We start from the raw sequence: 17,172 nt of genomic DNA, 5'->3' as shown, positions 1-17,172 counted from the left end.
GGACAGACCGATCTCCACGTCTGTTGATTGACATTGCCACGCTGTCAACGCCCAACGTGGCCAGCGCACCACTCAATCAGGAGATCAACATGCTTCAGTTCCACATTCCAAACATGACGTGCGGTTCCTGCGCCAGGCCGGTGAAGGACGCTTTGCTGAGCGTCGACCCCCTGGCGCAGATCGAAACCGACACCCCGGCGCGACAGGTACGGGTAGAAACGGCGCTGGACGAAGCAGCCTTCCTCGCCGTACTGGCAGAGGCTGGGTACCCCCACCAGCCGCTGGCAAGCCGGTAAGCCCTACCTACGGAGAAACGTCCCATGTTCATGAAACAGCTTCTCACCTTTGGCGTGGCTGCGATCGGTACGGCGGCATTGCCAGCCTCGGCCTCCGCTGCAGCCTTGAAAGGTGCGTTTGCGCTTTCGGGAACGACCGAACGGGTCAGCGCCGAACTTTCCATCGAGAAAACCGGCGCGCTTTCCCGCGAGTTGTTGATCACATTCGCCGACAAGACCACGGGCAAGCCCATCGTGCATTTTGACGAAGAGCTGACCCAGCCGCTGCACGTCCTGGCCACCGACAGCACCTTCTCCAGCTTCCTGCACGAACACCCGGGCAAGGCAGGGCCGGACGGTCGTTTCCGGGTCGCGATGCACTTCCCCAAGGCTGGCGTTTACCACGTCTTCGCGGATGCGGTGCCCACCGGGCTGGGGCAACAGGTGGTTCGCTTCGACGTTTCCGTGGAGGCAACCGCCGGTGCGGAAGCCGTCGCGCCGCTCACGGCGCCCAAGGAAGGGACCGATGGACCCTATACGGTCCAGTTGGAGCAGTCGGGTCTGCAGGCCGGCAAGGAGAGCATGGTGCACCTGACGGTTCTGAAGAATGGAACGCCGGCGCAGGACCTGGGCCTCTACCTTGGCGTGCCGGCGCACGCGGTGTTCGTGGGCACCGATGACCTGGCGTATGTCCACGCGCATGCGATGTCAGCGGGTGCAGCCAACGCCGCGCACGGGTCGCACGGCTCGGCGCACGACCCGGCGGGCCCGGTCAGCGCACAGATGATGCTCCACGCAACGCCGCCTCACGCGGGTCGCTATGCACTCTGGATCCAGTTCATGGCCGACGGTGACATCCGAACGGTGCCGTTCGTTGTCGATGTTGCGCCGGGCGCGTGAGCAACGGGCGGTAGCGTCGCCCTGGCCGTGGTTGGGGAATTCCTGGCCACGGCATGCCGGCGGGGAGACAATCGATGGCGGGCATATGCCTTCAGCAGGAGAGCGCATGAACGCCGTCATCTACCACAACCCCAATTGCGGCACCTCGCGCAACACGCTGGCGATGCTCCGGCACGTGGGCATCGCGCCGGAGGTCATCGAGTACCTCGTCCACCCACCGAGCCGCGCGCGCCTGATCGAACTGATTGAAGCAGCCGGCCTGGGCGTTCGTGATGCGATCCGGCAAAAGGGCACACCCTATGACGCGCTCGGGCTGGGCAACCCTGCGCTCGACGACGACGCGCTGCTCGATGCAATGCTGGCCCATCCGATCCTGATCAACCGGCCATTCGTGCAGACGCCATTGGGGACCCGGTTGTGCCGCCCCTCGGAGGTCGTTCTGGAGATCCTGCCGCCGATGACGCGTTCTTTCACCAAGGAAGACGGCGAGGTGATCGAGGCAGGGCAAGGCGGCTGAGCGATCACGATGCAGCAAACGACCAAAGGGTTGCCATGACCATCGGGGGTTTCCGCTGCGCGCCCGGTGTACCAGCATCGCGTCCAGGCAAGGCACCCGCCATTGCAGGGAGGCAGCATGATCGGACGCATCGGCGGTATCTTCATTCTCGGGCTGTGCAGTGCCAGCGCGCTGGCCGCCGCATCGGGCTACCAGCCCTCCTTCCACCCGGAGCAGTTGAAGGGCCCGCCGGCGGGCCGGCCCAACGAGGTGCTGGTGCTGGGCTCGCCGCATCTGTCGGGGTTGCCGGACACCTTCGCACCGGCCCAGCTGGAACCGCTGCTGGCGCGTCTGGCCGCCTGGAAGCCGGAGGCGATTGCGGTTGAGGCCGTGCCCGGCCTGCAGTGCGATTACATGCGCCGCAATCCCGCGCGTTATGCCGACAGCGTCAGCAGCTACTGCGTGGATACCGGTCCGGCGCAGGCCGCAACCGGCCTGGACGTGCCCGCCGCCAACGCCGAGGCCGAGCGCCTGCTGGCACAGTGGCCCGCCACTCCCAGTGCGGCGCAGCGGCGACGGCTGGCAGCGGTATGGCTGGCCGCCGGTGAGCGAAACTCCGCGGTGGTGCAATGGCTGCGCCTGCCCGCCGAACAACGCATTGCTGCCGATGGTCTGACCGAGGCGCTGGTGGCCTTCCTGGACCAACGCCTGCAGCGGCGCGACGAGTCCGTGCTGGTGGCCGCCACGCTGGCCGCACGGCTGGGGCTGGAGCGGGTGTGGGCGGTGGATGACCACACCGCCGATTCGCCCACGCCGAAGGAGGTGGAGAAGGCGGCGGCGGATGCGATCCGGAAGGCGTGGGACAACCCGCATTCCAAAGCCCGCCACGCGGCGGACGATGCGCTGAACGCCACGTTGACCCAGCCGGACGGCATGCTCACGATCTACCGAGCGTACAACACCCCGGAAAGCGCGATGCACACCTACCGCAGCGATTTCGGCGCAGCGTTGGTGGAGCCTTCGCCGCAGGCGTTTGGCCGCAACTACGTGGGCTACTGGGAAACCCGCAACCTGCGCATGGTCGCCAACATGCGCGACGTGCTGGGACAGACCCCCGGCGTGCGCATGCTGACCATCGTCGGCGCGTCGCACAAGCACTACTACGAGGCCTACCTCCACCTGATGCACGATGTGCAGCTGGTGGATGCCGAAGCCGTGCTGCGCTGACGCCGCACGCATCTGGTCAGCACACGCGCTACCGGCGTTGGGACACGACGGTAGCGCGGCGTCCATGGGTGGTTGTCACGCGACGGCTCGGCTCCCGGGACAACTTCCGGCCTATATCGCGGGCTTCCATGGCCATGCTAGGTTGCGCTGCCCAACACTGCCGTGGGCATCCATCCAGAGGCCTGCCGTGCGTGTCAGTCGATCCGTCCTGTTGATTGCGATCATCGCCACCGCGTGGGCCATGCAGCCCTCCGTCGGCCGCGCCCAACCCGCCCGTACGTCACCCGCAGATCGCCACGCGCAGGTGGATGCCCTCTTTGCCCCGTGGAACAGCACCACCACGCCAGGCTGTGCGGTCGGAATCTCCCGCGACGGCGTGCTCGATTACGCGCGCGGTTACGGCATGTCCTCTCTCGAGTACGACATCGCCCTCTCCCCGGAATCGATCTTCCTCGTCGGGTCGGTCTCCAAGCAGTTCACCGCCTTCTCGATCGCCCTGCTGGCGCAGGACGGCAAGCTGTCGCTGGACGATGACATCCGCACCTACCTGCCGGAGATGCCGGATGTTGGCCACAGGATCACCATCGCGCAGCTGATCCACCACAGCAGTGGCCTGCGCGAGCAGGGGCAGTTGCTGTACCTGGCCGGGTGGCGCAGCGACGACGTCATGACCCAGCGCGACATGCTGGCGATTGCCACCCGGCAACGCGGGTTGAACTTCACGCCGGGCAGCGAGACGCTCTACAACAACCTGGGCTACACACTGTTGGCCGAGATCGTGCAGCGCGTCTCCGGCAAGCCGCTGTGGACCTTTGCCGATGAGCGCATCTTCAAGCCGCTGGGCATGACCGACACCCACTTCCAGGACAACCACACCGAGATCGTGCGGGGGCGGGCCGCAGCGTACCAGGCCGATGGAAAGGGCGGCTGGACGATCAGCATCCCGGCATCGGACTACTACGGTCCAACCGGTCTGTTCAGCACCGTGGGCGACCTGCTGAAGTGGCAGGCCAACCTCGTCGACGGGCGCGTGGGTGGGACAGCCCTGGTGGCGTCCCTGCAGCAGTCGGCTGCGCTGGACAGCGGCGCCGCAAGTGGCTACGGCGGTGGCGTGTTCGTGCAGACCTACCGCGGCCTGCGCACGATCGGCCACGATGGCCTGCATGCCGGTTACCGGGCCGACGCGGTGGCATTCCCCGACCAGCGGCTGGCGATCGTGACGCTGTGCAACGGCAGCACGGGCACACCCACCGAGCTCAACCGGAAGATCGCGGCGGTGTATCTGGGGGACCAGATGACGCCCATTGCCTCCCCGGTGAAGGTGCCGGAAGCAGCGTTGTTGCCGCTGGCGGGCTTGTATTGGAGTGCAGTGACCGACGAGGTAGTGCGGGTGGAAGTGAAGGACGGTGCACTGCGTCCGTTCGGCGCGTCGACGCCTTTGGAAGCACTCGGCGGTGGGCTGTTCCGTTCGGGTGAGGTGGCGCGATGGCAGTTCGGCACCGCCACCCCGGCGCCGCATGGCACGCGTGAGCTGCGCATCTGGGATGCCTGGCCCACGCCGCGTGTCTTCTCGCGCGTCAACGCGCCGATGCCCACTGCCGGGGCGCTGGCGGCATTGGCAGGGCAGTACCGTATCGACGAGGTCGGCATGACCTATACGGTGCTCATGGTGGACGGCAAGCTGGCCGTGCGCTGGCCGCGCCAGAGTGACCTGGTGCTCGACGCCGTGGGCGGTGACCGCTTCGTCAGCGGTCCATGGACGGTGACATTCACGCGCACGGCGCAAGGGGCGGTGGATGGCTTGACCCTCACCGCGCGCCGGCTGCGACGCCTGCGGGCCGAGCGGATCACCACGCCCGAGGTGCCGGCGGTAGCGGCTACCCGCATAGGCGCCGGGCACGCGCGCTGACGCCCGATCCTCCACCGCCGCCGGACTGGCTTATGATCCACCCACTTCAACTCCTGCACCGGCATCATGGACCGATCCCGTACGCACCTTGCTTGGCCACCGCGCGTGTTGGCCGTGCTTGCGCTGCTGCTGTGCTGCACCGCGCCTGCGCTGGCGCAGACGGCACGTAAACCCTCACCGTACGAGTACCGGCCAGGCAGCGAGGCCGCTGCAACGCCCACCGAAGGGCCGGACTACCTGTCGCGCATCGACAACCGCGCGCAGTTCATGCAGCTGGCCCGTGTCTACAACGCCGGTACCGCGCTGGAGATGCCGCACCTGATCTTCGTGATCGACCGGCAGAACGCCGCGCGCATCTACTACATCAACACCCCGCGCATTGCGCTGCACGAGCAGTTCGTGCGCCGCCAGCGGCTGGTGCGCAGCCTGGACAAGGCCACGCTCAACGCGCAGTACCGTGACCCCGAGCGGCGGTTCCTGTTTGGCACGCTCAGCTGGCAGCGCGATCTGCCCGGCTACACCTACGAGTTCTGGGAGGGCGACAAACTCACCGCGCCCCTGCTGCGGCAGACCGACGCGGTGGTACGCGCGTCGTTCCGCGAGCCGATCCGCTTCAAGACCAACTCCACCCAGCACGAGCAGCTGGCCACCGCCATGGGGCTGGCTTACGTCAGCCAGGAAGCGCTGCTGCGCGAGCAGCGCTTCCTGCCGTTGAACACCGGCCGCGCCGAGGGGCGGCTGCGCATCGTGCGCTCGGAGGCGCAGCTGCGCACGCTGTCACCGGGCGACATCCCGGTGCTGGACGAGGTGCCCATCGCGCTGGCACCGGTGGCCGGCCTGGTCACCCAGCGTCCCTCCACCCTGCTGTCGCACGTGAACCTGCTGGCCAAGGGCTGGGGCATTCCCAACCTCTACCTGCGCGACGCCCAGGCGGCCCTGCGCCCGTACGACGGCCAGTGGGTCGCCCTGGAGGTCACCCACAACAACTACCAGGTCACCCGCCTGACGCGCCCGGCACGCACGCCGTCGGCCCCGGCGGCGCGCCCCACGGTGCGCAACCTGCCACGCCCGGACCTGAGCGTGGTCGCGCTCAAGCCGCTGGCCGCGCTGCGCGCCCGCGACAGCGGCCACTGTGGGGTGAAGGCGGCCAACCTGGGCACGCTGAAAACCGCGCTGCCGCCCGCCGCGCGCGTGCCCGACGGCTTCTGTATTCCGTTCGCCCACTACCAGGCGATGATGCAGCGGCTGCACATTCCCGAGCGCCTGCAGGCGCTGCAGCGTCGCCCCGGCTTCAGTACCGACGCAGCCATCCGCCGGGACGCGTTGGCAGCGCTGCGTGCCGAGATCGCCAACGCCGCACCCGATCCAGCCTTCGTGCGCAGCCTGGACAGCCAGTGGCGGGGGCAGTTGCAGGCCAGCGCGGTGTTCGTGCGCAGCTCGTCCAACTCCGAGGACCTGCCGGGTTTCAGCGGCGCCGGGTTGTACACCACCGTCCCCAACGTGACCCGCGCCGACGACGTAGCCAAGGCCGTGCAGACGGTGTGGGCGTCGGTGTTCAACTTCGAGGCGTACGAGGCCCGGACGGCCGCCGGCCTGCGCCAGGACGCGGTGGCCATGGCGGTGCTGGTGCAGCGCGCCGCGCCTTCGGACAGTTCCGGCGTGATGATCACGCGCGACCCCTTCGACGCTGCCCGCCGCCACATCACCTACATTTCGGCCAAGCGCGGCCTGGGCATCCGCGTGGTGGAAGGCAAGCGCCAGGCCGAGCAGGTGATGTACTCCACCTGGTCCAAGGCGGTGCAGGTGCTGAGCCGGTCGGCGGAAGATACCCAGCTGGTGGCCAACGCGGCCGGCGGTGTACGCGAAGTGCCCATTACCGGCTCACGCCAGGTGCTTACCGACGCGCTCATCGCGCGGTTGGCCCGGGTGGGCGCCAGCACCAAACAGGCGCTGGGCGGCGTGGACCAGGATATCGAGTGGGCCGTGGTGGGCGATGAGGTGCTCATCCTGCAGTCGCGGCCGTACGTGGATGGCAGTGCGCGGTAACGGTGCACTGGTGTGCACCGGTTGAACCCCACAACAGGAGCATTAGATGTCCCTACGAAGCATTCCGCTGATCACATTCTTCATCGCGCTGGTGGTCTGTGCCCCGGCACGGGCCGGACGCAACGTGGCCAACGATGTCCAGGCGATCGAGCACGTGATGGACGCGTTCCAGGCAGCGCTGATCCACAAGGACAAGGCGGCCTACATGGACCTGTTCTTCTCGGACGCGCCCGCCGATATCGGCTGGCAGTTCGTGTCCGAAGATGTTCGCCTGGCGAAGATCCGCACGACCAAGCCCGACGCGATCAAGGCGCGCCATCTTCCGTCGAACACCTTTGTCGCCCTGATCGACGAAGTGGTGGCGACCACCGAGCCGCGCGCGGAGGAATTCTCCAACGTGAAGATCGACACGGACGGTGATGTCGCGTCGGTGTCGTTCGATTACCGGTTCCTTGCCAACGGCGCGACGACCAACTGGGGCAGGGAGATGTGGCAGCTGGTGCGAACCGAGCGCGGCTGGAAGATCTTCTCGGTGGTGTACTCGATCCACGACAGATTGAGCGTTGCAGGCGACAGATAATCCATTCTGTTGGCTGCGCCAGCATGGGCGCAGTGCCGCCCTTGCATGGTTTCCCGCGATGGTGCCATTCGGCCCATCGCCCGGCTCAAAAGGAAATGTTGATGCATGCACTTGACCGCTCCCAGAAGTGGTACGCCGATCAGTGTGATGGGGACTGGGAACATTCCTTTGGCATAAGGATCGACACGCTGGATAACCCGGGCTGGACGCTGACCGTGGACTTGACCGATACGGCGCTTGAGCACACACCCTATACCCCCATCCACCGGGGTGATTCGGAGGCGAGTGCGGATTGGCTTTACTGCAAGGTGGCTTCGGGCAGGTTTGAAGCCGCCGGTGGCATTGCATGCCTGCCAGACATGCTGGAGCAGTTCCTTTGCTGGGCAGGTTACTGAGCGTGCTGTCCCGCTGGCCTTTGGGGCCGCTGACCAAACGTCCACGTACGGCTTAGTGCACGCCTGTGCGTTGCGGGGAACTCAATCCCCTCTTCAACGTGCAGGAACACATGCATGACGCCACGAACGGTCAGGGTTCCTGGTAGTCGCTCTCATCGTAGTTGCCCATCACCGTGCAGGTCAGCGACGAACTGCCTTCGCCCTGCATGAGCTCACCCATCGTCGTCGTGCGTCCAGCATTGGCTGCGAGCTTTGCCGCCTTGCGTACAGCAGCGGCGCTGGCGTTGAACGCGGCGGTGTAGCTTTCGCCCAGTTCACCGTCCGGATCGATATAGATGGACACCTCGCGTACCGGCAAGCCGAACACGGTAAAGGGGGCCGGGGGCGTGATCGGCGTGAACTCACCGGACGCGCTGCGGGCAAGGGCCTTCCACGCAGCACTGTCCGTGTCGGGTTGCGTCCTGCATTCCAGGGCAGCCTGTATCGCCGGGGCAACGGCACGCCATTGCGCGGCATCGAGCGCCTGTGCCGCCGGGGCGGCGAACAGGCCAGCAAGCAGCGGTGCGATGTACTTCACGCGGGCACCGCGCGACTGCGTCATCCATTGACCAACGATCATTCCCTGTTACTCCGGTTGCGCTTCAGGGTGTCAACGCCGACGGACCACGATGGTCGCTTCCCTGGCTGGCCAAGTTTACGATCTGTGCTTGAGCCGGCCAACCTTTCGGTGAGCACGCCATGGCAAGGACCTGTGAATCTTCCCTGCACCGCAAGCAGCTGCTCGCAAGCGATGTGGCGGCCTGTTACTACTGCTTCGCCGAATTTCCGCCTGCCGCGGTTGTTGCGTGGTGCGACGGCCAACAGCAGGATCAAACCGCACTGTGCCCACAGTGCGGAGTGGACGCCGTTGTGGGGTTCACCGGCACCGTGGATGTGGCATGGCTGCGGCACGCCCATGAGCAGGGCTTTTCATAGAGCGCCGCCGTGCGCCCACCCGACCGGTCAAGCTGTGCCCGGATCGATGCGCGGCACCTGACGCAATCAACGTCATCAAGACCCCATCGAACAATCCCGCCGCATCAACAAAAACTAGCGATTGCCCATCCTCAACATCAACGCACATGGTGGTCACCGGAGCGTAGAAACGCCTCATGCGCGAAAGTTGGACGTCCTTTGTCGGGAGGGTGGCTAATACAACACCCTCGTGGAAATACGCCCGCTGGGACGGCACGACGGGCCAGCCGCATCGCGCGGCTGACCCGCCATGTGCCGTTGGACTCAGGCCGCAGGATGGGTGTGGTAGATCTTGCTCACCACGGTCCAGCGACCGTCCACCTTGAGCAGGTTGAAGAAGTCGGTGAAGCGGTAGCCGGAGATGCCATCGGTATCGATGCGTGCGCTGGCCGCGGTACCGACGATGTCGATGCGTGCGATGGCGGCGCGTGCATCGGGCGACGGACGGAACGCGGTGTCGATGGTGTCGAACAGGCCCTGGATGGGACCGCCCACCAGCGCGTTGTCCGCGTCCACGCCGAAGATCGTCGCCTGCGCATTGAAGGCCGGCTTCATGATGCTGCTGTTGGCTTGTTTGCCGCCTTCGTTGTACTGGTTCAGTACCTCGACGATGGCGGTGTAGTCCTGCACGTAGGTTGCATGGGTCATGGGAATTCCTTTACGGGGGTGGAGTTGCAGGGAGGGAACGGGGTGGCCGGCGAGGGTGCGCCGGGCGCGGCCGGCATGCGTCGTGGATGCAGGGCACCAGCCGGCAGGCACCGGTGCGGGTAGGGCGATCAAGGTGAGGCGGGTGGCCAGTCGGTGTAGCCGGCGGCACCGCCGCCGTAGTAGGACGCGCGCGGTGCGACGGCCAGCGGCATGCCGCGCTGCAGGCGTTCCACCAGGTCCGGGTTGGCGATGAACAGACGACCGAAGGCCACCGCATCAATACGGCCTTCGGCGCGGCGCGCGATGGCCAGGTCGAGGTTGTAGTTGTTGTTGCCGATGAAGGGTCCGTTGAACTGCGCACGCAGTGCATCCAGGTCCACGCCGTCGGGAACGCTGCGCGAGGTGGCCGTGGCCCCTTCGACGAAATGCAGGTAGGCCAGATTGAAGCGGTTGAGCTGCTGGATCAGATGACCGTAGGTGGCCATGACGGTGCTGTCCGGCGGGGTGTTGCCTGCATCCGGGGTGACCGGCGACAGGCGGATGCCCACTCGATCGCTGCCCCAGATGTCGACCACCGCCTGGGTGACTTCAAGCGTCAGCCGGGCGCGGTTTTCGATGGAACCGCCATAGCGGTCGGTGCGGTGGTTGGTGGAGTCGCGCAGGAACTGATCAAGCAGATAGCTGTTGGCGGCGTGGACTTCGACGCCATCGAATCCGGCGCGCTGCGCATTGCGTGCGGCGAGCGCGAACTGCGCAACGATGCCGGGCATTTCATCGGTGTCCAGCGCGCGCGGCATGGATACCGGCACGAAGCCGTCGGTGGTGTAGGTATCGCCTTCGGCCTGGATGGCAGACGGCGCAACCGGGGCCTGGCCATTGGGCTGCAACGCCACATTGGAGAAGCGACCCACGTGCCAGAGCTGGCTGACGATCTTTCCGCCCGCGGCGTGCACCGCGTCGGTGACCTGCTTCCAGCCCGCTACCTGTGCCTCGCTCCAGATGCCCGGCGTGGCGGCGTAGCCACGGCCCTGGGGGGAAATGTTGGTGGCTTCGGCCACGATCAGCCCGGCGCTGGCGCGCTGCGCGTAGTAGGTGGCGTGCAGGTCGTGGGGCACGCCGTCTTCGCCGTAGCGGCTGCGGGTGACCGGGGCCATCACGATGCGATTGGCCAGCTGGAGGGCGCCCAGGGCAGTGGGCGAGAACAAGTCGGTACGGGGGCTGATGTCTGTCATGAGAGGTTCGAGATAATTGACCGGTCGTCTAGTAAATGGGCAAAACAACATCACGCCAGCAGGCGGCGCGATGCGGCCAGAGCGGTGTCGAACGCGGCGGTGGAGTCGTTGAGCTTGGCCAGCAATGACGCGCCCAGCCACAGCTGGTAGAGCGCTTCGCCAAGCTCGGCTGCCGGCACCGTGGTGGGAATGGAGCCGTCGGCCTGGCCGTGCTCGGTGCACCGGGTGATGCGCTGGATGATGGCGTCGGTGCCGGTCCTGAGCACCGAACGCATGTCATCGGAGAGATCGCACATCTCCGGCCCCAGCTTGACCACCAGGCACTTGTCGTCCGGGAAGTCGGAGCCCTGGGTGTCCTTCCAGTAGGCGAAGTAGGCCATCAGGCGCTCGGCGCCGGATCCCCCCGCGCCCAACAGGCGGTCCACCGTGGCCAGGTAGGCGGAGAAGTACTCATCCAGCAGCGCCAGGCCGAACTCTTCCTTGGATTTGAAGTAATAGTAGAAGGACCCCTTCGGTACCTCGGCAGCGGCCACAACCTCGGCCAGACCCACGGCGGTGTAGCCCTTGCGGGTCATCAGCGCGCGGGTGACGTCGAGGATGTGCTGGCGGGTTTCATGGGCGGGCTTCTTCATGGCCGCTACGATACGCAGAAACTGACCAGTCGTCTAGTAAGTCGGATGGGAGGTCTCTGTAGTGTTCAGGATCACCCTCCGGGTCACAGCGGCAGCCACCTTGCTGCCAGCGGCCGGGGCGCTGGACGGCTACTGGTAAGACCCCGCCGCCGCGTCGAGCGCGTTCATCAGGTGGGCTTCTTCAAGCGGCTGCGGCGATTGGCCCGCCTCCATCTCCCACACCTGCAGGGGCGCGTTGCGTTCGGCGAACATCCTGACGATGTCGCGGATCTCGCTGTCACGCTGCACATGGTCGTTGCCATACAGCGCGCAGGTGTAGAAGGTGCCGCTGCTCCCCTGCGCCAGGTGCCCGCGTACATGCGCCAGCGGAAGCGCCAGCCGGCGGTGCAGGAATGCCACCAGGGGCAGGTCGGTGGTGGGCAGCAGGGAGGCGAGGGCGATCTTCATGCGCAGCAGTATGACCGGCCGGATCACCCAGGCGGCGCTGCTAAGATCGGCACCTCGATCGATTCCCTGCCGATACCTCCCGTGCTTTATCACCTGAGTCTGAAAGGCAACGACTCGCACATGATCGGCTCGTGCGACGAAGTGGACCCGAGCAGTGGCGTTCCCACGTGTTCCACCTGCGGTTACCGCACCGATCCGGACTTCACCAACCCGGGGTTCCGGTTGCGCAGGCGTCGCCTGGACCTGTCCTGTTGCTATGACGGTGCGGTGATTGTCAGCGACCGCTTTCGCGCCCTCCATGCATCGCTGGGTGGACGCAACCTGCGCTTCGTGGACCTGCCGAAGGCGCCCGGTTTCTACCACCTTACCTGCATCACGCCGGTTGCCCTGGACTATGCCGCCATGGGCACGCAGTGCCTGCGGCTGTGCGCCGGGTGTGGCCGCCACCTGGATGTTGTGGGCTGCGGCACCATCGTGCTCGCTCGCGATGCGGCGCTGGCCGACCATGAGCTGGCGTTCTCGGACCGGTACTTCGGCTCGCACAACGAGGCCATCCCGCTGCTGATATGCGGCGAAAGGCTGGCCAAGGCACTTGCCGACGCGGGTGTGGCCGGCATCGATACCTGCGAACCGGTGATGCGCCAGGATGCGGTGGGAACGCTCGAAGGCCTTGAATCACCCTGACGCGTCGCGCTGTGCCGACCGTGTCTGGAAACAGAGGTTCCGGCACGTGCGTGGCTGACAGTTCGCGTCGCGGGACAACGCATCCGCTGGCCGATACGCGACGCGCGGCAGGCGTGGCCGCTTCGGTCCGAAGCCAACGTTGTTATCGCAGCCACGCCATGAAGATGCTCACGCGCGGCGTGATGTTCGCTCAGTAGCACGCGTTCTCATGGAGACCGAAAGAGTGAAGCTGAAGCGATGAAGATCGCTCTTCACGCTCTCTCCACGTCTTCCAATCGCAGCTGAAAGCCGGTCATGGCTCTGGCGAAAAGGCCGCTATAGTCCGGGTTCCCCAGACGAAGGAGGGAGTGCAATGTTCCTCACCAAGCAACAGCTCAACGCCGCCCGTACGCTCACCGTGGCAATTGTCGCCACCGTCGGTCTCAGTGCTTGCGCCACCTATAAAGACGAATTTGCAACGATCAACTCACGCCTCGACCAGCTCGACGTAAAGGTGCAGGGTGCGGCCCAGAGTGCCGAGTCTGCCAACCAGTCCGCACAGCAGGCCAACCAGCGTCTGGATCAGATTGAAGGCCGCGTCCAGCAGCTTGAAAAGGCACCTCGCCGCACGCCGCGCGGTTAACCGGAATCGGGTTCCGGTGGCCGTTGCAGGCCACCGGCGTCCCGTGATCACACCGTTTTCATAGCAAGGAACTGTCCCATCCTTACGTATTCATCTCCTGCATTCCGGGCTGCAGCTGGCGCGCTGGCGTTGGCATTGGCATTGGCCAGCACCAATGTCGCCCATGCCAAAGATTCCGTTGCCGAGCCGGTTGCGGCCGTCGATGAGCTTCCGCAAGGCCAGGAAGTGTCCGACACCGTGATCGAGCTGGCGGGCTGGGTTGTCGCAAGCAAGGACAGCCAGGGCTATCCGTTCGCGGTGCTGGACAAGGCCGCGGCCCAGATTCTGGTGTTTGGTGGTGACGGCAAGCTTCGCGGCGCGGCGCCGGCACTGATCGGCTCGGCCACCGGCGATCATTCGGCCCCCGGCGTTGCCGGTCTTGCGCTTCGCGCCATTCCCGGACGCGATCGCACGACACCTGCCGGTCGCTTCATCGGCGGCTACGGCCCCTCCATCGACGCCGGGCGCGTGCTGTGGGTGGACTACGAGTCGGCCGTTTCCCTGCATCCGACCCCGCCTGGCACCCCGGCCGAAAAGCGCGCCGAACGCCTGGCCTCGCCGTCGCCCGACGACAACCGCGTTACCCACGGCTGCATCAACGTCTCTTCCGGCTTCTACGATCAGATCGTCCGCACCACGTTCGAGCGCGGCGGCGTGTTCTACATCCTGCCCGACAAGGCGACGATCGCCGAGACCTTCCCGGCCTTCGCGGAGAGTCGCGCGGCTGCGCAGGGCGGCGACGGCAAGCAGGCACGTTCCGCGCGCAAGTGAGGCACGCATCGCCGTGTTGCCGTCTGCCCGCCTGACGGTGTATTGAAGGTCGCACGCAGCGCATTCCGCCCTGCCTGGCAGAGGAAGCGCCATGAAACTTGTCGCCGCACAACTGCGTGGGCTTGCCGGTGATATCGACGGCAACATTCAACGGCACATCGCGGTCATCGAACGGGCCGCGTCCCACGGCGCGGCGGTGGTGGTCTTCCCCGAGCTCTCGCTTACCGGTTACGAACCCCGCATGGCGCAGCGGCTGGCGATGTCCTGCGACGATCCGCGTCTGGAAGTATTCCAGGCCCTCAGCGACCGGCACCAGATGCTGATCGCGGTCGGCGCACCGAACAGAGGCCAGGAGGGCATCGAGATCGGCATGTTCGTGTTCCGCTGCCGGGAATCGCCGGTGGTGTACGCCAAGCAGATGCTGCATGCCGACGAACAGCCGTACTTCCATCCGGGCGACCGGCCGATGGTCTTCCCGCTGCACGGTGCAGTGATCGCGGCAGCCATCTGCTACGAATCGCTGCAGGCCGTGCACGCCGATGCCGCAGTGGCGCGTGGGGCAACGGTCTACCTGGCCAGCGTGGCCAAGGCCGCGCGGGGCGTCGATACTGGCTACCGGCATTACCCTGCCATCGCGCAGCACCACGGGCTGACCGTGATGATGGCCAATGGTGTGGGACCGGCCGATGATTTCGTCATGGCGGGCCGTTCTGCCGTGTGGCGCACTGACGGCACGCAGGTGTGCAGCGCTGATGCCGAGGGCGAGGCGCTGGTGGTGTACGACCTGGCCACGCAGGTGGCCGAGGTACTGCCGATGGGCGACGCTGTGGGCGCGGCACACGACCGCTGAAGCGCTCGATGTCCGAGACGACGGGTCTGACGCCCAAGGCGTACGTGACCGCCATACCATGCTGGGCGCGCGCGACCGGACCCGCGCGGTGTCTAAGGCGATTACCCTGCGGGTGATCTGAAGGCGGATGCAGGAACTACAGCGTGGTGCTGTCCACCAGCTGCCGCCCGGCCTGGGTCAGGTCGATGTCGCCGTCTTCGGCCTGCGCGGCGTAGCCGGCGGCAACTGCCCAGTTCGCCTCGGCGTCCGATACCGGGCGGGTGGCGTTGATGTCATCCAGGATGCGGCGTTGCTCGGCGGTCAGGCTCACGTGGTCGGCCCGCTGGACCCCATCGCGGCACCGCCCTGTCGGGCACGGATGGCGCGGCGGTGGTTCACCCACCACACCAGCCCGGGCAGCCCATACAGCAGGGCCCCGACCAACAGAAATATCTTGAATGCGGTATTCATGGTGTGCCTTCGATAGCAGCCTGCCGGGCGTCCGACGGAGGGAAGGCGGAATGATCTTCCCAGGCGACAGCTGCAGTTCAGCAGATGGCACGTGAAGCCGCTGTCCATCCGAAGCGGCAATGCCGTGACGCGGGCCACAACGACCGCACACTTCATGCCCAGCCCACACACGCTTTGTACCCTCGTTGCCTGCGCCCCACTGGAGCAACGATGCGACCGGATTCACCGATTCCCTCTTCTGCCAGCGCGCCCTCACCGGCCCGCCGGCTGCGTCGCTGGCTGGTCCGCCTGCTGCTGCTGGCCATCTGCGTGGTGGCCGTGGGCGCCCTGTGTAACAGCCGCTGGGCGCAGGTACCGCGGGCGATGTGGACACTGGCGCGGATGCCGCCGCCCACTGCACTGCCTGTTCCCGTGGACGGGGTGACGGCCCGGCGCATTGCCGATACGTTTGGCGCGCCCCGTGGCCGCGACCGCACCCATGCCGGCATCGACATCTTCGCCAGGCGCGGCACGCCGGTGCGCAGCGTGGGCGACGGGGTCGTGATGGATGTCCGCGACGGCGGGCTGGGCGGTCGGCAGGTGTGGGTGCTGGGGCCGGCCCGGGAGCGCTATTACTACGCTCATCTGGAGGGATGGCGCGACGGCCTGGTGCGCGGCGAGGTGGTGGCGGCCGGCACCGTGCTCGGGTACGTGGGCGACAGCGGCAATGCCAAGGGCACGCCGCCGCACCTGCATTGGGGCATCTACGGGGCCGACGGGGCTTACGACCCGCTGCCCTTGCTGCGTGCGTGGACGCCGGCCCCGCGCACAACCCCGGCCGCGCGGCGATGACGCTGGGCGTGCGCTAGCGGGTCGCGGGCGCGCCGGTTCCCGCTGCCAACGTGTCGCCAAACAGCTGCAGCGCCTGTGCGATGGCCGCTGCGTGGGCTGCGGCCTGGGGCGCCTCCGGTGGGCACAGCGTGGCCAGGCGCTGGCGGCCGAGCGGCGTGCAGGCCGCCAGGAATTCGTAGTGGCCTACTTCGGGCAACGTGCGCAGCGTCGCCTGCGGTGCGAGCGCTGCCAGCACCTCGCCATTGGTGGATGGCGGCGCCACCGCATCGGCGTCGCCGAGCAGAATCGACACCGGCTGCGGCAGTGCGCGCAGTTGCGCCGGCGTAAAGGCCTGCACGATGGCCGGTGCCATCAGGAAGGCGGCCCGCACACCGGGGACGCGATGGTCATCGCCTGCCTGCGCCATGTAGGGCGCCAATGCGGGCGTCGCTGCGGCATCGATGCGGGCCTGCAGCGTGGACGCAGGCATTTCCAGTTGCGGCTGGCACACCCCGTCCTCCGGGGTGGCGCGGCAGAACGCCAGCAGGTGGGCCATGTCCACGCGGGCACCGGCAGCGGCCAGCGCGGTGAAGCCGCCGGCGGAGAAGCCGGCCACTCCCAGCCGCGTGGCATCCACGTGCACGCCGAGCTGCGGGTCGGCCTGGACGGCAGCCAGCGCGGCCTTGAGGTCCTCGGCGCGTTCCCAGATCAGGATGCTGCCGGCCAGCGTCATCGGCTCCACGCCGTTGTTGCCCGGGTGGTCCACGGCGATGACCAGGTAGCCGGCCCGCGCCATGGCAATGCCGAACCAGCCCATCATCCGCGCGCTGCCGCCATTGCCGTGCGACAGCAGCAGGGTGGGCAGGGCACCCGGCGCGATCGGGGCATCGATGGCGGCGCTGCCGACGTCGAACAAGGGCGCGTCCGGGGGCCTGATGGTGATCGGCCGTTCGCGGGCGCCGGGCGCGGCCGGGTACCACACGGTGTAGCGCAGGCCGTCGTGCTGTGCGGCATCGCGCACCGCAGCGCTGGCACTGCGGGTCTGCCCATGGCGCTCACCGACGACCGTCGGTGCGGGGGCTGCCAGCGAGACGGCGCTGGCCATGCAGAGCAGCAGGGTCAGGTAACAGGCGGGCAGTGTCATG

21 protein-coding genes are annotated in these 17,172 nt (G+C 66.9%); 13 read left to right on the top strand and 8 right to left on the bottom strand.

Annotated elements, in window-relative coordinates; genetic code table 11:
- Nucleotides 1-89: 89 nt before the first annotated feature.
- The 8 genes from ABIA71_RS09140 (at nucleotide 90) to ABIA71_RS09105 (ending at nucleotide 7,828) form a co-directional block, all read left to right on the top strand.
- On the top strand, nucleotides 90-296 hold the full coding sequence (locus tag ABIA71_RS09140; protein ID WP_128096946.1) for a heavy-metal-associated domain-containing protein: 207 nt from the start codon (nucleotides 90-92) through the stop codon (nucleotides 294-296).
- A gap of 24 nt (nucleotides 297-320) precedes the next feature.
- Nucleotides 321-1,175 carry a DUF8832 domain-containing protein gene (locus tag ABIA71_RS09135; protein WP_354284924.1) on the top strand — a complete coding sequence of 285 codons (855 nt, stop codon included), beginning with the start codon at nucleotides 321-323 and terminating at the stop codon, nucleotides 1,173-1,175.
- 106 nt (nucleotides 1,176-1,281) lie between these two features.
- Nucleotides 1,282-1,692 (top strand): arsenate reductase (glutaredoxin), encoded by a 411-nt coding sequence (gene arsC / locus ABIA71_RS09130; RefSeq protein WP_354284922.1) that lies wholly within the window; start codon nucleotides 1,282-1,284, stop codon nucleotides 1,690-1,692.
- A 117-nt stretch (nucleotides 1,693-1,809) separates the two neighbouring features.
- Entirely contained in the window at nucleotides 1,810-2,898 is a 1,089-nt protein-coding gene (locus ABIA71_RS09125) for a DUF5694 domain-containing protein (protein ID WP_354284920.1), read from the top strand.
- Nucleotides 2,861-4,807, top strand: coding sequence for a serine hydrolase domain-containing protein (locus ABIA71_RS09120; protein WP_354284918.1), 1,947 nt, complete (start codon nucleotides 2,861-2,863; stop codon nucleotides 4,805-4,807). The genes ABIA71_RS09125 and ABIA71_RS09120 overlap by 38 nt, the downstream gene beginning before the upstream one ends.
- A 66-nt stretch (nucleotides 4,808-4,873) precedes the next feature.
- A complete protein-coding gene (locus ABIA71_RS09115) occupies nucleotides 4,874-6,853 on the top strand; it encodes a PEP/pyruvate-binding domain-containing protein (RefSeq protein WP_354284917.1) in 1,980 nt (659 codons plus the stop codon).
- Nucleotides 6,854-6,899: 46 nt separating this feature from the next.
- Nucleotides 6,900-7,433, top strand: a complete 534-nt coding sequence (locus tag ABIA71_RS09110) for a Cif family virulence factor (RefSeq protein WP_354284915.1) — start codon at nucleotides 6,900-6,902, stop codon at nucleotides 7,431-7,433.
- Nucleotides 7,434-7,534: 101 nt separating this feature from the next.
- Nucleotides 7,535-7,828: an immunity 53 family protein gene (locus ABIA71_RS09105; protein ID WP_354284913.1), complete on the top strand. Its 294-nt coding sequence runs from the start codon at nucleotides 7,535-7,537 to the stop codon at nucleotides 7,826-7,828.
- A 130-nt stretch (nucleotides 7,829-7,958) separates the two neighbouring features.
- Here the strand turns inward: ABIA71_RS09105 and ABIA71_RS09100 are convergent, their stop codons facing one another.
- From ABIA71_RS09100 to ABIA71_RS09080, 5 genes are all read right to left on the bottom strand, one after another.
- Complete coding sequence (locus tag ABIA71_RS09100) at nucleotides 7,959-8,447, bottom strand: hypothetical protein (RefSeq protein WP_354284911.1); 489 nt, start codon at nucleotides 8,445-8,447, stop codon at nucleotides 7,959-7,961.
- A 659-nt stretch (nucleotides 8,448-9,106) separates the two neighbouring features.
- On the bottom strand, nucleotides 9,107-9,490 hold the full coding sequence (locus ABIA71_RS09095) for a nuclear transport factor 2 family protein (protein WP_354284909.1): 384 nt from the start codon (nucleotides 9,488-9,490) through the stop codon (nucleotides 9,107-9,109).
- A gap of 128 nt (nucleotides 9,491-9,618) precedes the next feature.
- A complete protein-coding gene (locus ABIA71_RS09090) occupies nucleotides 9,619-10,722 on the bottom strand; it encodes an alkene reductase (RefSeq protein ID WP_354284907.1) in 1,104 nt (367 codons plus the stop codon).
- Between the two features lie 50 nt (nucleotides 10,723-10,772).
- The gene (locus tag ABIA71_RS09085; protein WP_354284905.1) at nucleotides 10,773-11,354 is read right to left on the bottom strand and encodes a TetR/AcrR family transcriptional regulator; all 582 of its coding nucleotides are present in this window, start codon (nucleotides 11,352-11,354) and stop codon (nucleotides 10,773-10,775) included.
- A gap of 129 nt (nucleotides 11,355-11,483) precedes the next feature.
- Nucleotides 11,484-11,801 carry a hypothetical protein gene (locus ABIA71_RS09080; RefSeq protein WP_354284903.1) on the bottom strand — a complete coding sequence of 106 codons (318 nt, stop codon included), beginning with the start codon at nucleotides 11,799-11,801 and terminating at the stop codon, nucleotides 11,484-11,486.
- A 120-nt stretch (nucleotides 11,802-11,921) separates the two neighbouring features.
- Between ABIA71_RS09080 and ABIA71_RS09075 the strand changes: the two genes are divergently transcribed.
- From ABIA71_RS09075 to ABIA71_RS09060, 4 genes are all read left to right on the top strand, one after another.
- Nucleotides 11,922-12,485, top strand: a complete 564-nt coding sequence (locus ABIA71_RS09075; protein WP_354284901.1) for a hypothetical protein — start codon at nucleotides 11,922-11,924, stop codon at nucleotides 12,483-12,485.
- Nucleotides 12,486-12,837: 352 nt separating this feature from the next.
- The gene (locus ABIA71_RS09070; RefSeq protein ID WP_128096802.1) at nucleotides 12,838-13,107 is read left to right on the top strand and encodes a hypothetical protein; all 270 of its coding nucleotides are present in this window, start codon (nucleotides 12,838-12,840) and stop codon (nucleotides 13,105-13,107) included.
- A 129-nt stretch (nucleotides 13,108-13,236) separates the two neighbouring features.
- Nucleotides 13,237-13,917 (top strand): hypothetical protein, encoded by a 681-nt coding sequence (locus ABIA71_RS09065; protein WP_354284899.1) that lies wholly within the window; start codon nucleotides 13,237-13,239, stop codon nucleotides 13,915-13,917.
- 91 nt (nucleotides 13,918-14,008) lie between these two features.
- Nucleotides 14,009-14,767: a carbon-nitrogen hydrolase family protein gene (locus ABIA71_RS09060; protein WP_354284897.1), complete on the top strand. Its 759-nt coding sequence runs from the start codon at nucleotides 14,009-14,011 to the stop codon at nucleotides 14,765-14,767.
- A 136-nt stretch (nucleotides 14,768-14,903) separates the two neighbouring features.
- On the opposite strand, the gene ABIA71_RS09055 is transcribed toward ABIA71_RS09060, so the two are convergent.
- Complete coding sequence (locus ABIA71_RS09055) at nucleotides 14,904-15,077, bottom strand: hypothetical protein (RefSeq protein ID WP_181393972.1); 174 nt, start codon at nucleotides 15,075-15,077, stop codon at nucleotides 14,904-14,906.
- Nucleotides 15,074-15,217, bottom strand: a complete 144-nt coding sequence (locus tag ABIA71_RS09050; RefSeq protein ID WP_181393973.1) for a hypothetical protein — start codon at nucleotides 15,215-15,217, stop codon at nucleotides 15,074-15,076. Before ABIA71_RS09050 ends, ABIA71_RS09055 begins: the two co-directional genes overlap by 4 nt.
- Nucleotides 15,218-15,427: 210 nt before the next feature.
- Here ABIA71_RS09050 and ABIA71_RS09045 point away from each other — a divergent pair, with 210 nt between their 5' ends.
- Nucleotides 15,428-16,048 carry a M23 family metallopeptidase gene (locus ABIA71_RS09045; RefSeq protein WP_354284895.1) on the top strand — a complete coding sequence of 207 codons (621 nt, stop codon included), beginning with the start codon at nucleotides 15,428-15,430 and terminating at the stop codon, nucleotides 16,046-16,048.
- A 13-nt stretch (nucleotides 16,049-16,061) separates the two neighbouring features.
- Here ABIA71_RS09045 and ABIA71_RS09040 read toward each other — a convergent pair whose 3' ends face one another.
- Nucleotides 16,062-17,171 (bottom strand): alpha/beta hydrolase family protein, encoded by a 1,110-nt coding sequence (locus ABIA71_RS09040; protein WP_354284894.1) that lies wholly within the window; start codon nucleotides 17,169-17,171, stop codon nucleotides 16,062-16,064.
- Between the last annotated feature and the right edge of the window lies 1 nt (nucleotide 17,172).

The organism is Stenotrophomonas sp. 2619, assembly GCF_040548725.1.
In the GTDB taxonomy this organism is placed as follows: domain Bacteria; phylum Pseudomonadota; class Gammaproteobacteria; order Xanthomonadales; family Xanthomonadaceae; genus Stenotrophomonas; species Stenotrophomonas maltophilia_AP.
This window is presented reverse-complemented; position numbering and strand designations above follow the sequence as displayed.

Bases quoted from the DNA above. Each gene is read 5' to 3' on its own strand.
- ABIA71_RS09080 (WP_354284903.1), bottom strand. From the start codon at position 11,801: ATGAAGATCGCCCTCGCCTCCCTGCTGCCCACCACCGACCTGCCCCTG.
- ABIA71_RS09105 (WP_354284913.1), top strand. From the start codon at position 7,535: ATGCATGCACTTGACCGCTCCCAGAAGTGGTACGCCGATCAGTGTGAT.
- ABIA71_RS09085 (WP_354284905.1), bottom strand. From the start codon at position 11,354: ATGAAGAAGCCCGCCCATGAAACCCGCCAGCACATCCTCGACGTCACC.
- ABIA71_RS09075 (WP_354284901.1), top strand. From the start codon at position 11,922: ATGATCGGCTCGTGCGACGAAGTGGACCCGAGCAGTGGCGTTCCCACG.
- ABIA71_RS09095 (WP_354284909.1), bottom strand. From the start codon at position 9,490: ATGACCCATGCAACCTACGTGCAGGACTACACCGCCATCGTCGAGGTA.
- ABIA71_RS09140 (WP_128096946.1), top strand. From the start codon at position 90: ATGCTTCAGTTCCACATTCCAAACATGACGTGCGGTTCCTGCGCCAGG.
- ABIA71_RS09110 (WP_354284915.1), top strand. From the start codon at position 6,900: ATGTCCCTACGAAGCATTCCGCTGATCACATTCTTCATCGCGCTGGTG.
- ABIA71_RS09125 (WP_354284920.1), top strand. From the start codon at position 1,810: ATGATCGGACGCATCGGCGGTATCTTCATTCTCGGGCTGTGCAGTGCC.
- ABIA71_RS09100 (WP_354284911.1), bottom strand. From the start codon at position 8,447: ATGATCGTTGGTCAATGGATGACGCAGTCGCGCGGTGCCCGCGTGAAG.
- ABIA71_RS09115 (WP_354284917.1), top strand. From the start codon at position 4,874: ATGGACCGATCCCGTACGCACCTTGCTTGGCCACCGCGCGTGTTGGCC.
- ABIA71_RS09070 (WP_128096802.1), top strand. From the start codon at position 12,838: ATGTTCCTCACCAAGCAACAGCTCAACGCCGCCCGTACGCTCACCGTG.
- ABIA71_RS09050 (WP_181393973.1), bottom strand. From the start codon at position 15,217: ATGAATACCGCATTCAAGATATTTCTGTTGGTCGGGGCCCTGCTGTAT.
- ABIA71_RS09120 (WP_354284918.1), top strand. From the start codon at position 2,861: ATGTGCAGCTGGTGGATGCCGAAGCCGTGCTGCGCTGACGCCGCACGC.
- ABIA71_RS09045 (WP_354284895.1), top strand. From the start codon at position 15,428: ATGCGACCGGATTCACCGATTCCCTCTTCTGCCAGCGCGCCCTCACCG.
- ABIA71_RS09040 (WP_354284894.1), bottom strand. From the start codon at position 17,171: ATGACACTGCCCGCCTGTTACCTGACCCTGCTGCTCTGCATGGCCAGC.
- ABIA71_RS09090 (WP_354284907.1), bottom strand. From the start codon at position 10,722: ATGACAGACATCAGCCCCCGTACCGACTTGTTCTCGCCCACTGCCCTG.
- arsC (WP_354284922.1), top strand. From the start codon at position 1,282: ATGAACGCCGTCATCTACCACAACCCCAATTGCGGCACCTCGCGCAAC.
- ABIA71_RS09060 (WP_354284897.1), top strand. From the start codon at position 14,009: ATGAAACTTGTCGCCGCACAACTGCGTGGGCTTGCCGGTGATATCGAC.
- ABIA71_RS09135 (WP_354284924.1), top strand. From the start codon at position 321: ATGTTCATGAAACAGCTTCTCACCTTTGGCGTGGCTGCGATCGGTACG.